Source organism: Streptomyces sp. NPDC054863, assembly GCF_053610825.1.
In genome coordinates this window covers 1-22,102 of record NZ_JBSGZD010000119.1, presented here as the reverse complement: position 1 = coordinate 22,102, position 22,102 = coordinate 1, and the positions used below count along the sequence as shown (strand labels likewise).

17 protein-coding genes are annotated in these 22,102 nt (G+C 72.2%); 14 read left to right on the top strand and 3 right to left on the bottom strand.

Annotated elements, in window-relative coordinates:
* Positions 1-39: 39 nt before the first annotated feature.
* Complete coding sequence (locus tag ACWGIG_RS21460; RefSeq protein WP_453323233.1) at positions 40-570, bottom strand: TerD family protein; 531 nt, start codon at positions 568-570, stop codon at positions 40-42.
* 101 nt (positions 571-671) lie between these two features.
* Here ACWGIG_RS21460 and ACWGIG_RS21455 point away from each other — a divergent pair, with 101 nt between their 5' ends.
* The 7 genes from ACWGIG_RS21455 to ACWGIG_RS21425 all read left to right on the top strand — a co-directional run bounded on the left by ACWGIG_RS21455 (position 672) and on the right by ACWGIG_RS21425 (position 7,623).
* Positions 672-1,499 carry an arylamine N-acetyltransferase family protein gene (locus ACWGIG_RS21455; protein WP_453323232.1) on the top strand — a complete coding sequence of 276 codons (828 nt, stop codon included), beginning with the start codon at positions 672-674 and terminating at the stop codon, positions 1,497-1,499.
* A 33-nt stretch (positions 1,500-1,532) separates the two neighbouring features.
* Entirely contained in the window at positions 1,533-2,138 is a 606-nt protein-coding gene (locus ACWGIG_RS21450) for a YdbC family protein (RefSeq protein WP_453323231.1), read from the top strand.
* Positions 2,139-2,316: 178 nt separating this feature from the next.
* Positions 2,317-2,976: a histidine phosphatase family protein gene (locus ACWGIG_RS21445; protein ID WP_453323230.1), complete on the top strand. Its 660-nt coding sequence runs from the start codon at positions 2,317-2,319 to the stop codon at positions 2,974-2,976.
* 11 nt (positions 2,977-2,987) lie between these two features.
* On the top strand, positions 2,988-3,896 hold the full coding sequence (locus ACWGIG_RS21440) for an ADP-ribosylglycohydrolase family protein (protein WP_453323229.1): 909 nt from the start codon (positions 2,988-2,990) through the stop codon (positions 3,894-3,896).
* 185 nt (positions 3,897-4,081) lie between these two features.
* On the top strand, positions 4,082-5,908 hold the full coding sequence (locus tag ACWGIG_RS21435; protein WP_453323236.1) for a DUF4153 domain-containing protein: 1,827 nt from the start codon (positions 4,082-4,084) through the stop codon (positions 5,906-5,908).
* 162 nt (positions 5,909-6,070) lie between these two features.
* Positions 6,071-6,781: a ribonuclease HII gene (locus tag ACWGIG_RS21430; protein WP_453323228.1), complete on the top strand. Its 711-nt coding sequence runs from the start codon at positions 6,071-6,073 to the stop codon at positions 6,779-6,781.
* Positions 6,782-6,900: 119 nt separating this feature from the next.
* Positions 6,901-7,623, top strand: coding sequence for a hypothetical protein (locus ACWGIG_RS21425; RefSeq protein WP_453323235.1), 723 nt, complete (start codon positions 6,901-6,903; stop codon positions 7,621-7,623).
* A 42-nt stretch (positions 7,624-7,665) separates the two neighbouring features.
* Here ACWGIG_RS21425 and ACWGIG_RS21420 read toward each other — a convergent pair whose 3' ends face one another.
* Together ACWGIG_RS21420 and ACWGIG_RS21415 are read right to left on the bottom strand one after the other, a co-directional pair.
* Positions 7,666-8,295 carry a hypothetical protein gene (locus tag ACWGIG_RS21420; RefSeq protein WP_453323227.1) on the bottom strand — a complete coding sequence of 210 codons (630 nt, stop codon included), beginning with the start codon at positions 8,293-8,295 and terminating at the stop codon, positions 7,666-7,668.
* A 218-nt stretch (positions 8,296-8,513) separates the two neighbouring features.
* The gene (locus ACWGIG_RS21415) at positions 8,514-10,748 is read right to left on the bottom strand and encodes a RecQ family ATP-dependent DNA helicase (protein ID WP_453323226.1); all 2,235 of its coding nucleotides are present in this window, start codon (positions 10,746-10,748) and stop codon (positions 8,514-8,516) included.
* Between the two features lie 111 nt (positions 10,749-10,859).
* On the opposite strand from ACWGIG_RS21415, the gene ACWGIG_RS21410 reads away from it, so the two are divergent.
* The 7 genes from ACWGIG_RS21410 (at position 10,860) to ACWGIG_RS21380 (ending at position 21,718) form a co-directional block, all read left to right on the top strand.
* A complete protein-coding gene (locus tag ACWGIG_RS21410) occupies positions 10,860-12,392 on the top strand; it encodes a DUF4192 domain-containing protein (protein WP_453323225.1) in 1,533 nt (510 codons plus the stop codon).
* Positions 12,393-12,769: 377 nt separating this feature from the next.
* Complete coding sequence (locus ACWGIG_RS21405; protein WP_453323234.1) at positions 12,770-14,806, top strand: glycogen debranching N-terminal domain-containing protein; 2,037 nt, start codon at positions 12,770-12,772, stop codon at positions 14,804-14,806.
* A 73-nt stretch (positions 14,807-14,879) separates the two neighbouring features.
* Positions 14,880-15,662, top strand: coding sequence for an NUDIX hydrolase (locus ACWGIG_RS21400; RefSeq protein WP_453323224.1), 783 nt, complete (start codon positions 14,880-14,882; stop codon positions 15,660-15,662).
* Between the two features lie 272 nt (positions 15,663-15,934).
* Positions 15,935-17,794, top strand: coding sequence for an ATP-binding cassette domain-containing protein (locus tag ACWGIG_RS21395; RefSeq protein WP_453323223.1), 1,860 nt, complete (start codon positions 15,935-15,937; stop codon positions 17,792-17,794).
* Between the two features lie 160 nt (positions 17,795-17,954).
* Complete coding sequence (locus ACWGIG_RS21390; protein ID WP_453323222.1) at positions 17,955-18,842, top strand: FadR/GntR family transcriptional regulator; 888 nt, start codon at positions 17,955-17,957, stop codon at positions 18,840-18,842.
* A 345-nt stretch (positions 18,843-19,187) separates the two neighbouring features.
* Positions 19,188-20,729 (top strand): RNA polymerase sigma factor, encoded by a 1,542-nt coding sequence (locus tag ACWGIG_RS21385; RefSeq protein WP_453323221.1) that lies wholly within the window; start codon positions 19,188-19,190, stop codon positions 20,727-20,729.
* A gap of 158 nt (positions 20,730-20,887) precedes the next feature.
* Positions 20,888-21,718, top strand: a complete 831-nt coding sequence (locus tag ACWGIG_RS21380) for a S1 family peptidase (RefSeq protein WP_453323220.1) — start codon at positions 20,888-20,890, stop codon at positions 21,716-21,718.
* Positions 21,719-22,102: the final 384 nt, after the last annotated feature.

The window sequence follows — 22,102 nt, the reverse complement described above, 5'->3', positions numbered from 1 at the left end:
CTCCCTCGGGAGCGCCGCCCTTCCTGCCGTACGGCGGGCTCAGCGCTGTTGCACCCCCATCAGCCGGGTGAACTCCTCGGGGTCGGCGTCGAAGCCCCGTACCGTCTCGTGCAGGTCCCAGCTGCCGTCCGCGTCGCGCACGAACTCGGCGACAGTGGCGGCCGTGGCCCGCTCGACAGTGGTGAAGTCGTTGCTCAGGAGCTCGGTGTAGCCCTCGGACAGCCGCATGTGGGTGCTCTGTATGTCGCCGAACTCCATGCGCCCGTCCCGCTGTTGGATCGCCACCCCGAGGACCGCCCGCCCGTACTCCTGCGACAGGCGGTCGAGTTCGAGGGTCATCTGCTCGTCCGTGCCGAAGCCCTGGCCGGTCTTGCTGTCCCGGTGGAGGGTGATGGTGCCGTCGGGGGAACGGCTGCCGAAGTGCACCAGATACGCGGGCTCGCCGTACAGGTCGTCCGCGCGGTAGACACCGGCGACGATGTCGAGGTCGGCGGCCGGTGCGCCGAGTGGGTTGGGGTCCCACTTGAGGGCGACGTCGGCCTTCCGGATGCCCTTGTTGAAGCTGCTCACCGTGTGTTCCTCCGCTTCCAGTCGTGAACCGATCCTCACAGGGCCCACCCGGTGCGACAAGTGCGTTGGTCAGCAGTGTGGTTGTGGGGATCATTGTGTCCATGACGACTTGGGGCGGGGAACAGATCGATCTGGACGCGTACTTGGCGCGGATCGGGTACGACGGGGAGCGCGCGGTGACGCGAGAGGTGCTGCAGGCGGTGCACCGGGCACACGTGACCGCGATTCCGTTCGAGAACGTGGAGGTCGCGCTGGATCGGCCCGTGCCCCTCGACCTCAAGAGGCTGCAGCAGAAGCTGGTGGGGCAGGGACGCGGGGGCTACTGCTACGAGCAGAATTCGCTGCTGGCCGCGGTGCTGGAGCGGCTGGGCTTCGAGGTGGCGGGGCGCGGGGCGCGCAACCGCACGCGGGGCGATGCGCTGCTCCCGGTGACCCATGCCGTTCTGGTCGTGCCGGTCGAGGGCGAACAGTGGCTGGTGGACTGCGGGTTCGGCTGGCAGGGGCCGCTGGAGCCGGTGCCGTTGCGGGCCGGAGCGGAAATACGGCAGAGCGACGGGTGGACCTTCGGGATCGGCGCGGAGGACGAGGGCATCCTGGTGCTGCGCGCGCTGCGCGCCGAGGGGTGGGTGGATCTGTACGCCTTCGCGCCGCAGACGCTGTACCCGGGCGACTTCACCGTCATGAACCACTACAGCTCCACCCATCCCCGCTCCAGCTTCGTCGGCAAGGTCGTCGCGCACCGCATCACCGCCGATGCCCGGTACGGCTTCGTCGCGGACACCTTGCGCACGGGCAGGGCGGACGGCAGCTTCTCCGAACGGCCCGTGGCGCCCGACGAGTCGGCCGGCGTCCTCAAAGAGGTGTTCGGCATCGAACTCTCGGACGGGGACGCGGTGGCCGTGCGCCGTGTGCACCCCGCTGCGGGGTGACTCGGGTCACCCTCCTGGCCGTACGATGGCGCGGTGCTGGTCAAGTGGATTCGCTGCACTGTGGTCGACCGTCGAGGCTTTGAACGGGGGCAGCGGAAATGGGCGGGATTGCTCGGTGAACCCGGATTCCGGGGCCAGAGCGGCGGCTGGAGCAGAGGGCGGGACGGGGTGGCGCACGTCTTCGCCTTCTGGGAGAGCCGCGCCTTCTACGACTCCTTCATGGCGCGCTCGCACGACCGGCTCGCCGCCGCGCAGTCCGGGACGTACAACGACATCCAGGTCAAGCTGTTCGACTACCGCTTCGACGTCAAGACGGGCTTCGAGCCGAAGTTCACCGACGCCGACGTCGTGCGCATCGCCCACTGCAAGGTGCGCGAGGACCGGGTCGAGCACTTCGCGCTGATGCAGGAGAAGGTCTGGAACCCGGCGATGGCGGGATCGCCCGGGATGCTGCGCGGGGTGTTCGGAGAAGCGCCGGGCAACGAGTTCCTGGTGCTCTCGATGTGGCAGTCGGCCGCCGAGCACGGCAAGTACCGGGCGGAGCGGGTGGAGCGGCTGTCGCTGCGCGCGCAGACCGAGGCGGACGTGGCGGCGCTGGCGGGGGACGTGGTGGAGCTGGAGCCGTCCTGGACGGTGTAGGCCGCTCGTGTGCGGTGTCGCAGCCCTCTGCGGCGCCGTGCCCTGTAAACCTCCGGGGTACGACGCCTTTTGAGGGTTTTCCGGTTCTTGAGGGTGTTCCGGGCGGCCGGTACGCCGGATGGAGCCCCGGCAGCAGGCCGGTCGAGCCGGCTCCGCCCGTTCGAACTAGGGTTTCGGCATGGCACGACCGCGACGCATCGTCCTCGTCCGGCACGGCGAATCCGAGGGCAACGCCGATGACACCGTCTACGAGCGGGAGCCCGACCATGCCCTGAGGCTCACCGACAACGGCTGGCAGCAGGCCAGGGCGGCGGGGGAGCGGCTGCGCGCACTCTTCGGCGACGAGGGCATCAGCGCGTACGTCTCGCCCTACCGGCGCACCCACGAGACCTTCCGCGCCTTCGACCTCGACCCGGGGCGCGTACGGGTCAGGGAGGAGCCGAGGCTGCGCGAGCAGGACTGGGGGAACTGGCAGGACCGGGACGACGTACGGCTGCAGAAGGCGTACCGGGACGCGTACGGGCACTTCTTCTACCGGTTCGCGCAGGGGGAGTCGGGGGCCGACGTCTACGACCGGGTCGGGGCCTTCCTGGAGAGTCTCTACCGCAGCTTCGAGGCGGCCGACCACCCGGAGAACGTCCTGATCGTCACTCACGGGCTGACCATGCGGCTGTTCTGCATGCGCTGGTTCCACTGGTCGGTCGCGGAGTTCGAGTCGCTGTCCAACCCGGGCAACGCCGAGATGCGCGTCCTTGAGCTGGGCGAGGACGGGCGGTACACCCTGGACCGGCCGTTCGCGCACTGGTGTTCCCCCGAGCCGTACGGAATCACCGGTTAGAGTGCTGAGCGATGACCGCTGACTCCGATTCCGACCCGCGCCTCGTGCGCGCGCTGGACAGCCTGCGCGGGCTGTCCGTGGGAGACGCACTGGGCTCCCAGTTCTTCGTACCCGCCAACTATCCGCTCCTCAAGAGGGGCGAGCTGCCGTCCGGACCCTGGCAGTGGACCGACGACACCGAGATGGCCACCTCCGTGCTGGCCGTACTCGCCGGACACGGGCGGATCGACCAGGACGTGCTGGCGCGCTCCTTCGCCGACCACCACGACTTCGACCGCGGCTACGGTCCTGCCGTCAACCGGATGCTCCGGCTGGTCCGCGAGGGCGGCGACTGGCGTGAGCTGGCCGCCGCACTGTTCGACGGCCGCGGTTCCTGGGGCAACGGCGCCGCGATGCGGATCGCCCCGCTCGGCGCCTGGTACGCGGACGACCCCGAGCAGGCCACGCACCAGGCCGAGATCTCCGCGTACGTCACCCACCAGCACCGGGAAGCGGTCATGGGCGCGATGGCCGTCGCGGGCGCGGCAGCGCTCGCTGCCGCACCCGCCGGGCCGCCCACGCCCGAGGGGCTCCTCGACGGCGTGATCGCGCTCGTGCCGCGGAGCGCTGTCGCGGCCGGGCTGCGCAGGGCCCGCAACATGCTGGACTACGACGACGCGAGCACCGTCGCCGCCGTGCTCGGCTGCGGCCGGCGCACCAGCGCGCACGACACCGTGCCGTTCGCACTCTGGTCGGCGGCTCGTGGGCTCGGCGACTTCGAGCGGGCCTTCTGGGCGACCGCCCGGGTGGGCGGCGACGTCGACACGAACTGCGCCATCGTCGGCGGTGTGCTCGCCGGGGCGAAGGCGGGGCGTCCGCCGTCGGGCTGGCTGGAGCAGACCGAGGCACTGCCGGAGTGGTTGCCCGTGCGGGTGAAGTGACCTTCCTCCGTACACGGTGAAGTGACCTTCCTCCGCCTCTGCACAGAGGCAGCGTCAGGGTTCTGTCCGCATCTTCGAGGCAGTGGGGAGGGCGTGCCGCCGCCGGGCTAGTCTGACGGCCACGCCGCCGCGTCGATCATCACCGGCGTGTGCCGAACGAGACACCGGGCCCACCCCGCCACGTACTGCGCGAGGCGCAAAGTGCCTGGTCGGGAGGGGGTCCCGTGCCTGAACCAGAAGATGCTCCACCGGCGATACCGGCTGTTGCGCCTGCGCCGTCCGTGGCTGCTGAGTCCGCTGCGCCTGCTGAGTCCACTGTGCCTGCTGTATCCACCGAGCCCACCGAACCTGTCGGGCCCGCCAGGGCTGCTTCGTCTCCTGCGTCCCCGCAGGGCGCCGCTCAGCCGCCGCCCGCCGTACCCGCGTACATGCAGGCGCAGTCGGCGCTCCAGCGGCGGCAGCAGGAGCAGTGGCAGCAGTGGCAGGCCCACCAGCACTGGCAGCAGCAGCGTCGGCAGAAGATCGCTCAGCCGCCCGCCTGGCGCGCCGGGGTCCGCCCCGGCCCGCCGGCCAAGGTGCGGGCCGCCTCTCTCTGGGCGGTGCTTGCCACGGCGCTGCTGAGCGCGCTGTTCCTCGGTGAGGGCCTCGGGCTGAATCTGCTGATCGTGGCCGTGCCCGCCGCCCTCGCGGCGTACTTCGCCGCGCAGGCGGCCGGCCGGCGGATCCGCCCCTGGACGCTCGTCTGGGGGCTCGGCGGGCTCGCCCTGCTCCTCGTACCCGCGCTGCGCGACGCGGGCTGGCCGACCTTCCTCGCGGTCCTCTCCGCGCTGGCGCTGGGCTCGCTCGCCCTGCACGGCAGCCGGAGCTGGTTCGGTGTCCTCGTCGGGTCGCTGGGGATCTGGGCTTCGGTGATTCCGGGCATCGGCTGGGGCTGGAAGGGGCTGCGCGAGCGGGCGGGCGGTTCGCGCGACCGCTGGGGGCCGGTGCTGCGCACCGTCGCCGTCGCCGCTGTCCTGCTCGTGGTGTTCGGGGCGCTGTTCGTGAGCGCGGACGCCGCGTTCGCCGAACTGCTCGGCAGCCTCGTGCCCGACGTGTCGGTCTCCGACGGTCCGTGGCGGATCCTGCTCTTCGCGCTGGGGCTCGTCGGGGCGCTGGCGGCGGCCCGTACCGCTGCCGCACCGCACCAGTGGGACAAGGCCAGGATCGCGCCAGGACGGGCGCGTGGACGCATGGAGTGGGCGCTTCCGCTCGTCGTGCTCAACCTGCTGTTCGCGGCCTTCATCGCGGTGCAGCTCGCGGTTCTCTTCGGCGGGTACGCGAAGGTCCTCGAAGAGACCGGACTGACCTACTCCGAGTACGCCAGGCAGGGCTTCTGGCAGCTTCTCTGGGCCACCGTGCTGACCCTGGTCGTCATTGCCTTCGCGAAGCGCTGGGCGCCGAGGGGTGGCACCCGTGACCGGACGCTCGTGCGGTCCGTGCTCGGAGTTCTGTGCCTGCTCACCCTGGTGGTCGTCGCGTCCGCCCTGAGCAGGATGTACCTGTACGTCGACGAGTACGGGCTGACGCGACTGCGGATCTCGGTGGCGGCGATGGAGCTCTGGCTCGGCCTGGTGCTCGTCCTGATCATGGCCGCCGGGGTGTTCGGCGCCCGCTGGCTGCCGCGCGCGATCGCGGGGAGCGCGGGTGCGGCGGTGCTGGCCTTCGGCCTCCTGTCGCCGGACGCGCTGGTCGCGGAGCGCAATGTGCAACGCTTCACCGACGACAGGACGATCGACGTCGAGTACCTCCAGGACCTTTCGGCGGACGCGGTGCCCGCGCTGAACGGCCTCCCGGAGCCGCAGCGGACCTGTGCGCTGCGCGGTATCGCGGACGGATTGAAGGACAGGCCCTGGTACGCCACCAGCATCGGCGAGCGGCGTGCGCTCGATGTCCTCGCGAAGCACCCGCTCGACGCGAGGGTCGTGGACTGCCGCAACACCGGACCGGCGAACAGCGGGGAGTACGGGCGCTGACGGCTCCGACCGCACGCCCCGCCCATGCCCGTTGATGTTCGTAGATGTGCAGAAGCGAACGAGGGAATTCGCGGGCTGAACCCCGGGTCGGGACCTTCCCAGGCCCCGCCCCGGGGCCGGGGTGTTGCGGTCGGGCCCCGGCGGCGTACCCTGGCTGGCGCCATGCCGTACGAACCTCCCACACACGCCGTCGAGCGCTCGCTGCGCGCCACCACCGGTGCCAAGATCGTCGCCGGTGTCGACGAGGTCGGGCGCGGAGCGTGGGCCGGACCCGTCACCGTGTGCGCCGCCGTCACGGGACTGCGCCGCCCGCCCGCCGGACTCACCGACTCCAAGCTCCTCACCCCCAAGCGCCGCGACGAAATCGTGCTGCTGCTTGAGGAGTGGGTGACGTCGTACGCGCTCGGCCACTCCACGCCCGAGGAGATCGACGCACTCGGGATGACGGCCGCCCTGCGGCTCGCCGCCGAACGTGCGCTAAATGCCTTGCCGGTACGGCCCGATGCGGTCATCCTCGACGGGAAGCACGACTACCTCGGGACACCCTGGAAGGTCCGTACGGTGATCAAGGGCGATCAGTCCTGCATCGCGGTCGCGGCCGCCTCGGTGATCGCGAAGGTCCGCAGGGACGCGATGATGGCGGAACTGGACTCGGAGGCCGGGGGCTGCGCGCCCTACGGATTCTCGGCCAACGCCGGCTATCCGTCTCCCGTGCATCAGGCGGCCCTCGCGGAACTCGGGCCGACCGCGCACCACCGCCTCTCCTGGTCCTATCTCGACGGGCTCCCGCAGTGGCGGCACCTCAAGAAGCACCGGATGTCGGCCGAGGCCGCAGCACTGGAAAGCGGGGGCCAACTCGGCTTCGACTTCTGACAGTTCACGTACGACGTACGGCCGGTTCACGGCCGGTGTACGGCGCGTGAGGCGCGCGACGTACGAACACGTGAGGCACGTACGGCTCCCGTACGCCCCGACGCACCACCCGCCGATGCCTGGCGCAGCGGCGTCCGACAGATTTCCACTCATGCCTCTCATCCACTCATCACCAGGAGTCTCAGATTCACGAGAGCGCCCAGGGTCCCCGCGCCACCCCGGCTGCCAGCCGCACCGCGCCGACCCCTCGCCCCGTACCCGGCCCGCGCCCCGCGGCGGTGCCGCGCCCCGGTCCCGTCCGCCCCGCCCCTCCGGCGCAGCGGACCCCTACGCCGGGCAACCGGCCCCAGGCCTCCCATGAGGAGAATCGTTCCGCTCGGTCTGCTGCCGCTCCGGCCGCCGTGCCCGCCGCGGCTCCGGCCGCCGCCCCGGCTTCCGGGTCGGCGCAGGCCCAGATCCAGCTGATCCCGGCTCCCGCGAACGGCGCGCTCGACGCCGCGGGCGAAGCGGTGGACCTGCTCCTCGACTCCGGCCGTGCGCCGGGCGATGTGCTGGTGCTCACCACCGGTGAACAACACCCGTGGGCCGACCATGAGTTGTCGTTCGGCGAGGCGTCCTACTGGGCGCAGCACGACGCCGGGGACGACGTGTTCTACGCCGGCATCGATGCCGTGGGGCGCGCCGCCGCACGGCCGGTGGTCGTCGTCGCGGTCAACGACGAGGCGGGGGCAGCCGACGCTCTGGCTTCGAAGCTGCCCGCGGCGAGGAAGCGCGCCGGTGTGCTGCTGATCGTCTGCGGCGACCCGGAGCGGATCAACTCCATTCTCGGCGTGGGCGTCTGACGCACGGACGGATCCCGCAGGTCCGGCAGTTCCGCTGCCGGATCAGCGGGCCGCCGCGCGGCGCAGTGCCTCGGCGGCCCCGCCTCCGGTGCGCTGCGGCGCCGGATCGGCACCGGCCAGCACTTCGGCGAGGCCGGAGGGGTGCGAGCCCGCACAGGGCCGACGCCCGCCCCGGCCCTCGCCCAGCACCTGCCAGCCGCCGCGGGTCAGCGTGATGTACGCCCCGCAGCGCAGCCCGTGCAGGGTGCAGGCGTCGCGCAGCCCCCACATCCAGGCGCCGTCCTCCTCCGTCCACCGCTCGTCGCCTTCCCGGCAGTAGAGCAGCACGGCGGTTCGTACGGGGGTGCGTCGGCGGAGGTCGTGCGGAATGACCCTGCGCAGGTGCGCGAGCAGTGCGTTGCGCAGCTCCCAGCCGTCCGCCGGGGCGGACCGACGGACGAACGAGGCACTCGCGGTCAGCCGCTCCTCCGTGTCGAGCACGGCCACGACCGCGGTCGCGGGAGTGGGCCGATGGCGGGCGTGCAGGCCGCTGACGACTTCACGGGGGTTGCGCAGCAGGGGAATTCCGGCCGAGGCCCATTCGGCAGGCTCCAGCGTGCGGCCCAGACGGCTGGCTGCATCGGCGGACGACGGGCTCAGCGAACCTGGTGACGGCGCGAATCCGAAGGTCACGGTCCTCCCTTCGCATACGCGCCCACGGCTGCGGGCAAGGTCGGGTGGGGGCGCACCGCGGCACAGCCCTTCCGGACCACGTGAGAACCGTGCGGGGAGCGCTTCCAATTCTTCCTGGCGTAAGGGCATGCGGCAACGAACAATTGGGGCAGCCGACCGGATTCTGTGGATATGACACCGATATCCTTGCCCAGTCGGACCACTCCCGACTCCTCTCCTTATCCCTGAACGGCGAGGACCAGCGGAAACACCCCTTCCGCTCCGGCCCGGCGCAGCAGTCGCGCAGACACCGCCAGTGTCCACCCGGTGTCGGACAGGTCGTCCACCAGCAGCACAGGCCCGCCCGCCGCCACGAGCGCCTGTGCCAGCTCCGGCGGCACGGTCAGCGCCTGGTGCAGCGAACGGACCCGCTGCGCGCTGTTGGCCTTCGGCAGGGGACCCCCCGCGGAATCCGGCGCGTACTCCAGTGAACCGAGGAACGGCATCCGGCCCACCTCCGCGATGTGCATTCCCAGTGACCTTACGAGACCGGGCCTGCGGTACGACGGGACCACGACCACGCCCACCGGCCGGGGCGGCGCCTCCTGCGCACCTGACGCCCAGCCGCCGGGTCCCTTCGCCCAGTCGGCGAGCACGGTCACCACCGCCTTGGCCACATCGTCCGGAACCGGGCCGTCCGGGGTCTGGTCGGCGAGCAGCGGGCGGAGCCGGTTGCCCCAGCCGATGTCCGAGAGACGACCCAGGCCTCGCCCGGGAAAGGCGACTTCGCCCTGTGGGATCCGCCCCTTGAGGTCGACGCCCACCGCGGGCAGACCGGTCGGCCACATCTTGCGCGGCTCCACCTCCACACCGGGGCGGTCGAGCTCGCCGCGCGCCGCGTCCAGGGCGGCGGCCGAGACCTTGCCGTCGAACCTGATGCCCGCGCAGTTGTCGCAGCGACCGCAGGGTGCCGCCTGCTCGTCGTCCAGCTGGCGGCGCAGGAACTCCATGCGGCAGCCGGCCGTCGCCGCGTAGTCCCGCATCGCCTGCTGCTCGGTCCGGCGCTGTCCGGCCACCCACTCGTACCGCTCGGCGTCGTACACCCACGGCTGCCCGGTCGACGTCCAGCCGCCCTTGGTGCGGTGCACCGCACCGTCCACGTCGAGGACCTTGAGCATCGCTTCGAGCCGGGTGCGCCGCAGGTCGACCATCGGCTCCAGGGCGGGCAGGGAGAGCGGCTTCGACGCATGTGCGAGGGCGTCGAGCGTGCGCCGCACGAGCTGTTCCGGGGGGAAGGAGACCGAGGCGAAGTACTTCCAGATCGCCTCGTCCTCCTTGCCCGGCAGCAGCAGAACCTCGGCGTGCTCCACGCCACGGCCCGCACGGCCCACCTGCTGGTAGTAGGCGATCGGGGACGACGGCGACCCCAGGTGCACCACGAACCCGAGGTCGGGCTTGTCGAAGCCCATGCCCAGTGCGGACGTCGCGACCAGTGCCTTGACCCGGTTGGCCAGCAGGTCGTCCTCGGCCTGCATGCGGTCGGCGTTCTCCGTGCGTCCGGTGTACGAGGCGACGGTGTGCCCTCGGTGGCGCAGGTACGCGGTGACCTCTTCGGCGGCGGCCACCGTCAGTGTGTAGATGATTCCGGAACCGGGCAGCTCGTGGAGGTGGTCCGCGAGCCAGCCCAGCCTGCTCGCGGCGTCGGGGAGTTGCAGCACGTTCAGGCTGAGGCTCTCCCGGTCCAGCGGGCCGCGCAGCACCAGCGCGTCCGTGCCCGCCCCCGTGCCCAGCTGTTCGGCGACGTCGGCGGTCACCCGGGAGTTGGCGGTCGCGGTGGTGGCCAGGACCGGTACACCGGGCGGCAGTTCGGCCAGCATGGTGCGCAGCCGCCGGTAGTCGGGGCGGAAGTCGTGCCCCCAGTCGGAGATGCAGTGCGCCTCGTCGACCACCAGGAGGCCGGTGGTGGCGGAGAGTTTGGGCAGGACGTTGTCGCGGAAGTCCGGGTTGTTGAGGCGCTCGGGCGACACCAGGAGGACGTCGACCTCGCCAGCCGCCACTTCGGCCTGGACGGCGTCCCACTCCTCGTGGTTGGAGGAGTTGATGGTGCGCGCCCGGATGCCGGCCCGCGCGGCGGCCTCCACCTGGTTGCGCATGAGCGCGAGAAGCGGGGAGACGATCACGGTCGGGCCGCTGCCCCGCGCCCGCAGCAGCGAAGTCGCCACGAAGTACACGGCGGACTTGCCCCAGCCGGTCCGCTGCACGACCAGTGCCCGGCGCCCGTCCGCGACGAGAGCCTCGATGGCCCGCCACTGGTCCTCGCGCAGCCGGACGCTGCCACCGGGGTCCCCGACGAGGCGGGTGAGCACGGAATCGGCCGCGGCCCGGAGCTCTGCGCGGTCCGGTGTCTCTGCGGAGTGTGCGGTGACCGGAGGGAGGGGGGCGGGTGCGGGGTCTGGGGCGTCTGGGTGGGTCATGCCTCCATGCAACCCGATGGCACCGACATTGGGCGAACCCGGGCCCGTCCCTGTGGACAAAGTTATCCACAGGGGTGGCGGGTGGGGCGGGGTTCATTGGAACGTAGCGACATGAACACGAACAGTGACTCCCATGGGGCACGTGACACGACCGAAGCGTTCGAGAATGCCGGTGCCCACACCGGCGAATCCGCCGAGGAGCAGCAGATCACGCTCCGCGGCCCTGCCCAACTCGCCGATTCTCTCCCGTACTTGCTGGGCTTCTATCCCACCGACTCCGTGGTCATGGTGGCGCTGCACGGACGCAGCGGCAGGTTCGGCGGGCGGCTCCGGGTGGGCATTCCGAAGTCCCCGCAGGAATGGGCGCCGGTCGCCGGATGCCTCGCCGAGGGCCTGATGGCCAACAGCGAGCGGCAGGGCAGCCGCCCGGACGGCGTCCTCGTCTTCCTCTGTCAGGATCCGGCGGCGGGCCAGACGGGGAGGCAGGTGATGGAGCGGCTGCGCACCTTCGCCCAGCGGCTGCGTACGGCCTGTGGAGCCCTCGACGTCCCCGTGCTGGAGGCGCTCTGCCTCTCGGACGGACGCTTCTGGTCCTACTGCTGCCCCGACGGGCGCTGCTGCCCGCCCGAAGGGACGGGTCTCGCCCTTCCCGGTACGTCGGTGATGGCGGCGGCTGCCGCGTACGCCGGCATCCAGGTCCAGGGCACACTGCGGGAGATGGAGGCCCGGCTCGCACCCCGGCCGCAGGATCCGGCCACGCTCCGTGCCCGGGTGCGGGCGCTGGACAGCGCGGGCAGCGCCGTGGTTCCCAGGATTCTGAGCGACACCGGCCGCGCGCAGGTGGAGAAGGAGACGCTCGACCTGGTCCGGGTTCTCGTCCGGCGCCTGGGGCAGGCACCGCCGGGGAGGGGGTCCTGGGTGGCGGCGGACAGCGTCGACGACGATCTCGTCAGTGACGAGGAGGCCGCCACCGTCATCGTCGGCATCCAGGACAGGGACACCAGGGACCACGCGGCGGAGTGGATGGAGGGGCCGGAAGCGGCCCATGCGCTGCGGCTCTGGCGGATCCTCGCCAGGCGCTGCGTCGGACCGTACAACACCTATGCTGCGCCGCCGCTCAGCCTTGCGGGCTGGGTCGCCTGGTCCACCGGAGACGAGCCCGGAGCCCGTGTCGCACTGGGTCTCGCGCTGCAGGCCGACGAGGAGTACACCTTCGCGCAACTGCTCCACCAGGCGTGCAACGAGGGCCTCGATCCGGAGCAGTTGCGCGCCTGCCTGCGCCGGGAGAGGGCCGCGCGGACCGATGGCGAGGGCGCGCGTCCCGGCCCGGGAGGGGGCGGGCCGAAGCGGCCGACGCCCCGGCCACGTTCGGTTGCCCGTGCGCGATCCACCGGATCCACCGTCCGTGCGCGGGCTGCGGTCCGTGGACGGAGGGCCGCGGGGAGCCGGGCCGGTGGATCTGCCGTACGGGGCGGACAGCGGGAGAAGCGATCCCGCGTCCGGCCCGCCGCCGGAGCGACCGGCCCGCGGTCCGGGCCCGCAGTGGCACGGGACACCGGCGGGCAGGGCGCCGGCGTGCGGGGCGGGGAGCGCCGCCGTGAGACGCCGTACCGGGGGCGGCGCGGGGCGAGGAGCGGCCGATGACCGGAACCGGGGCGCCGCAGGGGCGTACAGCGCCGCGCATGTCCGCCGTCGTCGGGCCCGCCGCCTTCGCCGGTTCGGCAGCCGCCGCCGGGCCCGCTGGGGTCACCGCGCCTGCCACGGTCGCCGCGCCCACGGTCACCGCGCCCGCTGGGGTCACCGCGCCTGCCACGGTCGCCGCGCCCACGGTCACCGCGCCCGCTGTGGTTACTGGGCCTGCCACGGTCACCGCGACCGCAGTTGTCGCCAAGCCCGCCGCGTTCGTCATGCCCTTCGGCCGTGACCCCCTCGCCCGCGCCACCGTTCACCTGTGTGGCGGCAGTGCACGCACCGCGTCGCCTCATCCGCCGCCACCCTCCGGAGCGCAGAGAAGGCACCACATGGCCCTCACCGTCCCGCCGTCCTCCGCAGCGCGCGGCACGCCTGCGCAGCCCCGCCGAACCGCACCCGCCTCCGCCACGGGCGGCGCTCCGGGAGCCGGGGGCCCCGCCGAGCTGCCCGCGGTCCACACGATGATCGTCTGCGCGGACCTGCCGTCCCTGGCCCTCTCCGCCGAGCACGGCCAGCTCACCGGAAGCGGCCTTGAGGGCTTCTACCAGGCAGGGCGCAGGCTGCTGTCCCGTTGCGTTCTGCGCGTGGCAGGACGCGAACCGGTCCCGGTCCAGGGCAGGGCGGCCGGGGCGGACCGGGCCAGGTTCATGGCCGTGGTCCGCACTCCGGGCGACGGCGGCCCGGATCCCGGCGTCGCGGTGGAACGGATCAGGACGGCCGACGGCACCGAGCGCATCACCCTGCGCAGCTCGGTGCCCCGACCGCTCCGGATCCCGGTGGAGATCACCCTGGGTACGGACCTCGCGGACCTGGGAGCGATCGGCGCGGGCCGTCCGGGGCCCGAACTGCCCGCCAGCGTCCACGACTCCGGCATGCGCTGGACGGCGGGCGGAGCGCACGCGGTGGTGACCGCGGACCCGCCGCCCGGCGACGCAGTGGCCTCGGCGGGTCTGCTGCGCTGGGACATGGAGCTGCCACCCGGCGGATCCCGCACCATCGAGCTGCGGGTCAGGACCGAGCGCGCCGTGCGCTCCGCGGGGAAGACGGGAGGCTGCCCACTGCCCGAGGTGAGCGCCGAGGGCGACGACCCCCGGGTGCGGGAACTGCTCCGCACGAGCGTCGACGACCTGCGGTCCCTGCTCATGCGCGACCCCGCCCACCCGTCGGACGTCTACCCGGCGGCCGGCATTCCGTGGCGCTGCGGCCTCGCCCCGGCCGAGGCGCTCTGGGCGGCCAGGGCGGCGCTCCCGCTCGGCACCCGGCTGGCGGCGAACACGTTGCGTACGCTCGCCCGCACCCAGGCGGGCGGCGGCGGGCGCATCCCCGGCCCGTTCCGCGACGCGGGACCGCACCTGCCCGCCGGCTGTACGGGGGTGGAGGCCACCCTCGCGTTTCCCGTGGTGCTCGCCGAGGCGCGGCGCTGGGGCCTGCCGGAGCAGGACCTGGCGGAGCTGCTGCCCGCCGCCGAGCGCTGCCTGGAGTGGCTTCGTACTGCCGTGGGCGACGACGTGTACCTGCGCGACCCGGGACCCGGCGGGCTGCGGCGGGCCGAAACCCAGGCCCACGCGCACCGTGCGGCCCTGCTGGGAGCCGACCTGCTGGAGTCCTGCGGCAGACCGGGTGCCGACGGCTGGCGCCAGTGGGCCGCCGCACTGCGCCGGGCCTTCCGCGAGGAGTTCTGGTGGGACGACCGCGCGGGTGGACGCCCGTCGGCAGCCCGCACCGCCGACGGACGCCACGTGCCCCACCTCGGCGGCACGGCCGTACACCTGCTGGACACCGGTCTGCTGAGGGCCGGGCAGCTGGCGCCCGGACTGTTGGACAGGGTGCAGACCGAGCAACTGGCCCGGCTGCTCGGCGGTCCGTCCATGGACTCGGGCTGGGGGCTGCGTGGCCTCGGCGCCAAGGAAGCCGCGCACAATCCGTTCGGCCACCGCAGCGGCGCCGTACGGGTGCACGAGACGGCGGTCGCGATCTCCGGACTGGCCGCCGCCGGATACGAGAAGGAGGCCGGCTCGCTCCTGCGCGGCCTGCTGGACGCCGCGACCGCCTTCGGGCACCGTCTGCCGGAGATGTACGCGGGGGAGCAGCGGACCGCCGACAGCTCGCCGCTGCCGCACCCGGCGGCGTGCCGCCCCGCTGCGGTGTCGGCAACCGCCGGGATCCATCTGCTCGCCACACTCGTCGGCATCCGTCCCGACGCCCCTGCCGGCACGGTCAGGCTGGCTCCGCTCAGCAGCGCACCCCTGGGCGCGCTGCAGCTCTCCGGGCTGCGGGTCGCGGGCGAGCCCTTCGCCGCAAGGGTCAGCAGGCTCGGCCTCGGCATGGTGGAGGAAGCCGCGGACGGACTCCAGCTGGGTGTGTGACGGCACGGGACGCGACAAGGAGGAGAGACCCGTGGGGACTGTTTATCGTCAGGAAGACGACTATGATCACGGCATGTCGCCCTACGATCCGTCGGCCTTCCCGCCCTTCGCCGTCACCGTGGATCTGGCCGTGCTCACCGTGCGCCGTCACGCGCTCTGCGCCCTGGTCGTACGCCGTGGGGAGCATCCGTTCCAAGGGCGGTGGGCGCTGCCCGGCGGTTTCGTCCGGGCAGATGAGGACCTTGCGACGGCCGCGGCCCGGGAGCTTGCCGAGGAGACCGGTCTGAGTGCGCTTTCCGCACCGCCCGGGCACGAGCCCCTGGGCGCCGCTCCGGGCAACGGCGCCCACCTGGAACAGCTCGCCACCTACGGCGATCCGGGGCGCGACCCCCGCATGAGGGTGGTCAGCGTCGCCCACCTGGCGCTCGCCCCCGACCTTCCCGCCCCCCGCGCGGGAGGCGACGCGAACAGCGCCCGCTGGGCCCCGGTGGAGGCGCTGCTCGGCCACGGGGACGGGTTCGGCAGGGAAGAGGAGCAGGCGGCCCCGCTCGCCTTCGACCACGGACAGATCCTCGCGGACGGGGTCGAGAGGGCCCGCTCGAAGATCGAGTACTCCTCACTCGCCACCGCCTTCTGCCCGCCGGAGTTCACCGTCGGGGAACTGCGCCGGGTGTACGAGGCGGTGTGGGGCGTCGTTCTCGATCCCCGCAACTTCCACCGCAAGGTGACGGGCACCCCGGGGTTCCTCGTCCCCTCCGGCGGTACGACGACCCGTCAGGGCGGTCGGCCCGCACAGCTGTTCAGGACGGGTGGGGCGACCGTACTCAATCCGCCGATGCTTCGTCCCGAGGTCTGAGGTGCACCTCGTCCGGTTCGCCTGGTCCACCTGGTCGGGCCGGTCCGCCCGGTCCGCCCGGCCCGCCCGGTCCGCCCGGCGGAAACGGGCCTGCCGGACTGCCGCTGGGGCCGAGCGGAGGCTCTTCTGACACCCGCACTTCCTCTCGCTGCGCAAAAAGTCCAAAATGTCGCGTTATCTTGCTGCGGTACCCGCCTCTTCCGCCTCAACCTCCCCAACCTTCCGCGGGGGCTGCGGAAAACGCGGGAGACGCAAGAGACGCGAGGGAAGCGATGCTCCAGGCCATCGGACTCACCAGCACGCCCCGCCGGGCCCGCCCGCCCGCCGTGGACGACCTGACCTTCGAGGCCCGGCCCGGCCACGTCACCGCCCTTCTCGGTGCCCCCGGCTCCGGTCGGACCACCGCGCTGCGCCTCATGCTCGCCCTCGAACAGGGCCGTGGAGTCACGTACTTCAGGGGCCGCCCCCTGCACCGCCTCGCCCACCCCGCACGCGAGGTGGGCGCCCTTCTCGGCGACGTACCGGGCCACCCCGCACGCACCGCCCGAGGTCAGCTCCGGATGCTGTGCGCCGCCGCCGGTGTACCGGCCTCACGCGCCGACGAACTCCTCGAAGTCGTAGGCCTCGGCGGACTCGGCACACAGCGCCTCGGCAACCTCTCCCTCGGCATGGACCGCAGGCTCGGCCTCGCCTCCGCCCTCCTCGCCGACCCGCACACCCTGCTGCTCGACGAGCCCGCCGCCGGTCTCTCGCCCCGTGACAACAGCTGGCTGTACGGACTCCTGCGCGCCCACGCCGCACACGGCGGCACCGTGCTCTACACCACGGGCGACCCCAAGGAGGCCGCCCGTACCGCGGACCGTGTCGTCACTCTCGAAGAGGGCCGCCTCGTCGCCGACCAGGCGGCGGCCGACTTCGCCCGGACCCGACTGCGCCCCCGCGTTGCCGTCCGCACCCCCCAGGCCGCACGTCTGGGAGCCCTCCTCAGTAAGGAGGCGAGGGTGGGCCGCCGTTCCGTGGAGGTGGTTCCGGAGGGCGGCAACCGCCTCTCCGTCTACGGCAGCAACTGTGCGGAAATCGGTGACACCGCTTTCCGGCACGGCGTGCTCCTGCACCAACTGGCCGACGAAATCGGCGACATGGGCCCCGCTGCACTCCCGGCGGAGCAGCTCGCAGGCCCCGGCCCCGGGCCGCTGCCCGAGCCTGCCTCGGGGATTCCCTCCGTACCCGCGGCACAGCCTGCGCCGAGCGCAGGGCCCGAGCCGCTGCCCGTACCCGAGTCGAGCGCCGAGCCGTTGCCCGTACCCGTACCCGTACCCGTGCCGAAGTCGAAGTCCGCCCCCTTGCCCTCCCGGCCCGCCCGCAGTCCCCTCCGCCCCCTCAGGTACGAGCTGCGCCGCACATTCGGCACCAGAAGCACCCTCCTGATCCTCGTCGCGGTCCTCGGTACGTCCGCCGTCCTCGCCGCCCTGCTCACGCACACCGGAGCCGCGGCCCTGCCGGCCACCCTCGCCGCCTGGCCAGGACTCCTGCCGCTGCCCCCCGCCGCCTTCGGAGCGGGCCTGCTCGGAGCGCTCTCCTTCGGCGACGAGTTCCGCTACCCGGCACTCGCGGCCTCGCGCGGCACCTCTCCGCGGCGTCTCGGGCTGCTCCTCGCCAAACTCACCGTGTCCGCGGGCACCGCGCTGGCCCTGGCCGCCCTGACGGTCTGCGCCAACCTCCTTCTCCTGCGCCTGCTGTACGGAGCGGAGTTGACGCAGCTTCCCGCCGGCCTGCCCGGCGCCGCGGCGAGTTGGGCCGCGCTGTGCGTCGGCTGCGCCTGGGCCGGACTGCTGGGCGCCGGAGTCTTCCGGGTCACCGCCGCCGGGGTGGCCGCGGTCCTCGCCGTTCCCGTCGCCGTCGCGCCCGCCGTGCAGCACCTGCTCACGGGCCCGGCCGCGCGTTCGATGGTCGGACTCCCGAGCAGGCTGCGGGAGCTGATGTGGCTCCGGCTTCCCGGCGAGGCGGACCAGTGGCTGCTCGGTGCGATGCGGCTCGTGGCCCAACCGGTGGGAGTGGCCATGGCGTTGTCGCTCCCTGCGCTCCTGTGCGCGTATCTGCTCACGGGGCTTCGCCGCAAGGCCCGTTGGTGACCACATCCTGACGAAGAGTCGTCGAATCGCTCACAACTCCCCTGGGAACGCCCGTTTCTTTACGATAAGGCGTCAATTGCGAGGAGGACGGTGATCACCCTTTCGTGTGCTTTTCACCAAAGACCTCAAGGGGCAGGGAAGTCACGCCGACAACTCATCCGTGAGTACCCTTGCGCACACCATGATGACCGCCGCCCGCCCCGTCGACTCAGGTCTCGCCGGGCCTGGTGAACTCGACCGCTATCCCTACGGGGAAACCTCCGGCGCCGACCGTGTCGGCCCCATCGGCTGGGACAGTCCGGAATCCGATCTGGGCCGGGTCGGCCGCCGCTCGGCCGGCAACCGCGGTCGCGGCCTGCACGGCCAACTCGTCCAGCAGCTCGGCCAGATGATCGTCTCGGGCGACCTCGGCGCCGACCGCCCGCTCGTGCCCGAGGAGATCGGCCAGCGTTTCGAGGTCTCCCGCACCGTCGTCCGTGAGTCGCTGCGCGTGCTTGAGGCCAAGGGCCTGGTCAGCGCCCGTCCCAATGTGGGTACCCGTGTCCGTCCGGTCAGCGACTGGAACCTGCTCGACCCCGACATCATCGAGTGGCGTGCCTTCGGACCCCAGCGCGACGACCAGCGGCGCGAACTCGCCGAACTGCGCTGGACGATCGAGCCGCTCGCGGCCCGCCTCGCCGCCGGGCACGGCCGCGAGGACGTGCAGCAGCGCCTCTGCGACATGGTCGAGATCATGGGGCACGCGCTCGCCCAGGGCGACTCCCTCACCTTCTCCAGGGCCGATGCCGAATTCCACTCGCTGCTCATCCAGCTCGCGGGAAACCGGATGCTGGAGCACCTCTCGGGCATCGTCTCCGCGGCCCTCCAGGTGTCCGGCGGCCCGATCTTCGGCTGTGACCGCCCCACCGACGCCTCTCTTTCCCACCACGCCCGGATCGCCGACGCCCTCGCCGCGGGAGACGGTTCGGGCGCGGAGTCGGCGATGCGCCAACTCCTCACGGTGCACCCGGAAGTGGACCGCGTCGTTCCCGCGCCCCGCGAGCACTGACAGCGCGTCACCCCTGAAACGCCGCCGCCCCCAAGGGCGTACGGAACTCGTGTCGCCGGACCCCTCGGGTTCGGCGACACGATTGTGGGAGCCCTCCCTCGTGCGGGAGTTCGTGGTGAATCGGATTTGTGACTCGGGCCACGAAGTCGGGGCGTAACACTCCTCGGGATCCCGCGATGACCTAAGAGGTGAGAGCCGGGGAGGGAAAGCGGATGTCGCTCACGGCTCCGCGGACGGTCCCAGGCCCTTCGCCCGGTCCGCCGGTACATCCCCAGCCGGTGGTCGTCGGCTCAGGCCCTCATGGGCGGGGTCGGACGCCATTTCCATCGTTCCGAGAGGTTCTTCGTGTCGGCCAGCACATCCCGTACGCTCCCGCCGGAGATCGCCGATTCCGAGTCCGTGTTGGCGCTCATCGAGCGGGGAAAGGCTGAGGGGCAGATCGCCGGCGACGATGTGCGTCGGGCTTTCGATGCCGACCGGATTCCGCCGACCCAGTGGAAGAACGTCCTGCGCAGCCTCAATCAGATCCTTGAGGAAGAGGGTGTGACGCTGATGGTCACTGCTGCGGAGCCGCCCCTGCGGGCCCGCAAGAGCGTCCAGGCGAAGAGCCCTGCCGGGCAGACCGTACCCCGGACCTTCGCGGCAAGTACCGCCGCCCCCAGGACTGTTGCGGCAGCGGCGGCTCCGGTCGCCGAATCCGTGGACGTCGTCGCCGGTGAGAGCGGCGCCGTGCCCGCCGAGAAGGCAGCCGTGAAGAAGGCGTCGGCCAAGAAGGCCACGGCGAAGAAGACCGCCGCCAAGAAGACGGTGGCGAAGAAGGCCGTGGCGAAGAAGGGCGAGGCGGCCGACGGCGGCCGGCAGGCCGAGGAGACGCAGGCCAAGGCGGGCGAGGAGGAAGAGGGCGGCGAGGCCAAGGGCTTCGTGCTCTCCGACGACGACGAGGACGACGCGCCCGCGCAGCAGGTCGCGGTCGCCGGTGCCACGGCCGACCCGGTCAAGGACTACCTCAAGCAGATCGGCAAGGTCCCCCTCCTCAATGCGGAGCAGGAGGTGGAGCTCGCCAAGCGCATCGAGGCGGGCCTGTTCGCCGAGGACAAACTGGCGAACTCCGACAAGCTCGCGCCCAAGCTCAAGCGCGAGCTGGAGATGATCGTCCAGGACGGCGGCCGGGCGAAGAACCACCTCCTGGAGGCCAACCTCCGTCTCGTCGTCTCCCTCGCGAAGCGCTACACGGGCCGCGGCATGCTGTTCCTGGACCTGATCCAGGAGGGCAACCTCGGACTGATCCGGGCCGTCGAGAAGTTCGACTACACCAAGGGTTACAAGTTCTCGACGTACGCGACGTGGTGGATCCGGCAGGCGATCACCCGCGCGATGGCCGACCAGGCCCGCACCATCCGCATCCCGGTGCACATGGTCGAGGTCATCAACAAGCTGGCCCGCGTCCAGCGCCAGATGCTCCAGGACCTGGGCCGCGAGCCCACCCCGGAGGAGCTGGCCAAGGAACTCGACATGACCCCCGAGAAGGTCGTCGAGGTCCAGAAGTACGGCCGCGAGCCTATCTCCCTCCACACCCCGCTGGGCGAGGACGGCGATAGCGAGTTCGGCGACCTCATCGAGGACTCGGAAGCGGTCGTCCCGGCGGACGCGGTCAGCTTCACGCTCCTCCAGGAGCAGCTGCACTCGGTCCTCGACACCCTCTCCGAGCGCGAGGCGGGCGTCGTCTCCATGCGCTTCGGCCTCACCGACGGCCAGCCCAAGACGCTGGACGAGATCGGCAAGGTCTACGGCGTGACGCGTGAGCGCATCCGCCAGATCGAGTCCAAGACGATGTCGAAGCTGCGTCACCCGTCGCGCTCCCAAGTACTGCGCGACTACCTCGACTGATCCCGGCGCGCTGTTCTTTCCCGGGCCCGGGTCCCTCCGTACGACCAGTGAGCGTTGTACGGGAGGGACCCGGGCCCGCGACATGCGGCGCGGGTGCGGGGCGGTGGGGCCTGCGTGACTCTGGGTGTGCGGAGTTCACCCCTGAGTCAGGAGGACGCATGCGTCGACCCATCACCCGATCACTGACCGGGGCCCTTGCCCTGACCGCCGCGGTGGTGGTGGCGCCCCTCGCGGTGCCGGGCCCGGCAGCGGCCGACGGCGTGGTCATAGGCGGCCAGACCGTCCGGGCGGCGGACAGCCCGTGGGCGGTGGCCGTGTCCAGTCGTGACCGGTTCGGGGGTACGCGGGCGGGACAGTTCTGCGGCGGAGTGGTGGTGGCGCCGACCAAGGTCGTGACGGCCGCGCACTGCGTGGGCCGGGACGTGCTCGGCGTGCCGCTGAACGAGGTGCGCGACCTGAAGATCATCGCCGGGCGCGGCGAACTGCGGGGACCGGGCGGGAGGGAGATCGCCGTGCGCAGGACCTGGGTCAACCCGTCGTACGACCCGCAGTCGAACTCAGGGGACGTGGCCGTCATGACCCTGGCCGTCGCACTTCCCGAGCGCTACGTGATCAGGGTGGCGGCCGAGGGCAGTCGCCTGGAGAGGCCGGGGACGGCGGCCACCGTCTACGGCTGGGGCGACACCACTGGGGGAGGGACATACGCGAACGCCCTGAAGTCCGTACGGGTACGGGTGCTGCCCGACGCGGCGTGCGCGAAGGCGTATCCCGGGAGTCCGGACGGCACGTATCTGCCGGCCACGATGCTCTGCGCGGGGGACCCGGAGGGCGGCCACGACGCCTGCCAGGGGGACAGCGGGGGGCCGCTGGTGGCCAGGGGGCGGCTGATCGGGCTGGTGTCCTGGGGAAGCGGATGCGGGCAGGCGGAGAGTCCCGGGGTGTACACCCGGATCTCGGCACTGGCGCGGACGCTGGCCGAGGAGGTCTGAACCGGCCGGGCCGGGCCGAGTGCCGGGCGGGGCGGCGGTCGCAGGAGGAACCAGTACCCCGGTACCCCAGCAGCTCCAGCAGGGTTGAGTGGCGGTTGTGCGGTTGTGCGGTTCTGCGGCCCGGCGAGACGGTCTCGGTGCTCCGGGAGGTGCGCGGGGCTGCCGGGTCGGCAGAAGGGCGGCTGGGGGCGGCGAAGGGCGACCTGTGCGGGGTGCGAGAGGCCTGCGAGAGGTGTTGTACGGGGTTCAGGCGTACGGATGCGTACGTACGGGGTTCCGGGCGCCCGCTCGCGGACGTATGCACGAGGGCCGGGGTCAGGGCCTGCGGGGGCGGGCCCTGAAGAACGTACGAGAACGGGCGGCTTCCCCCGCACACCCGGGGGA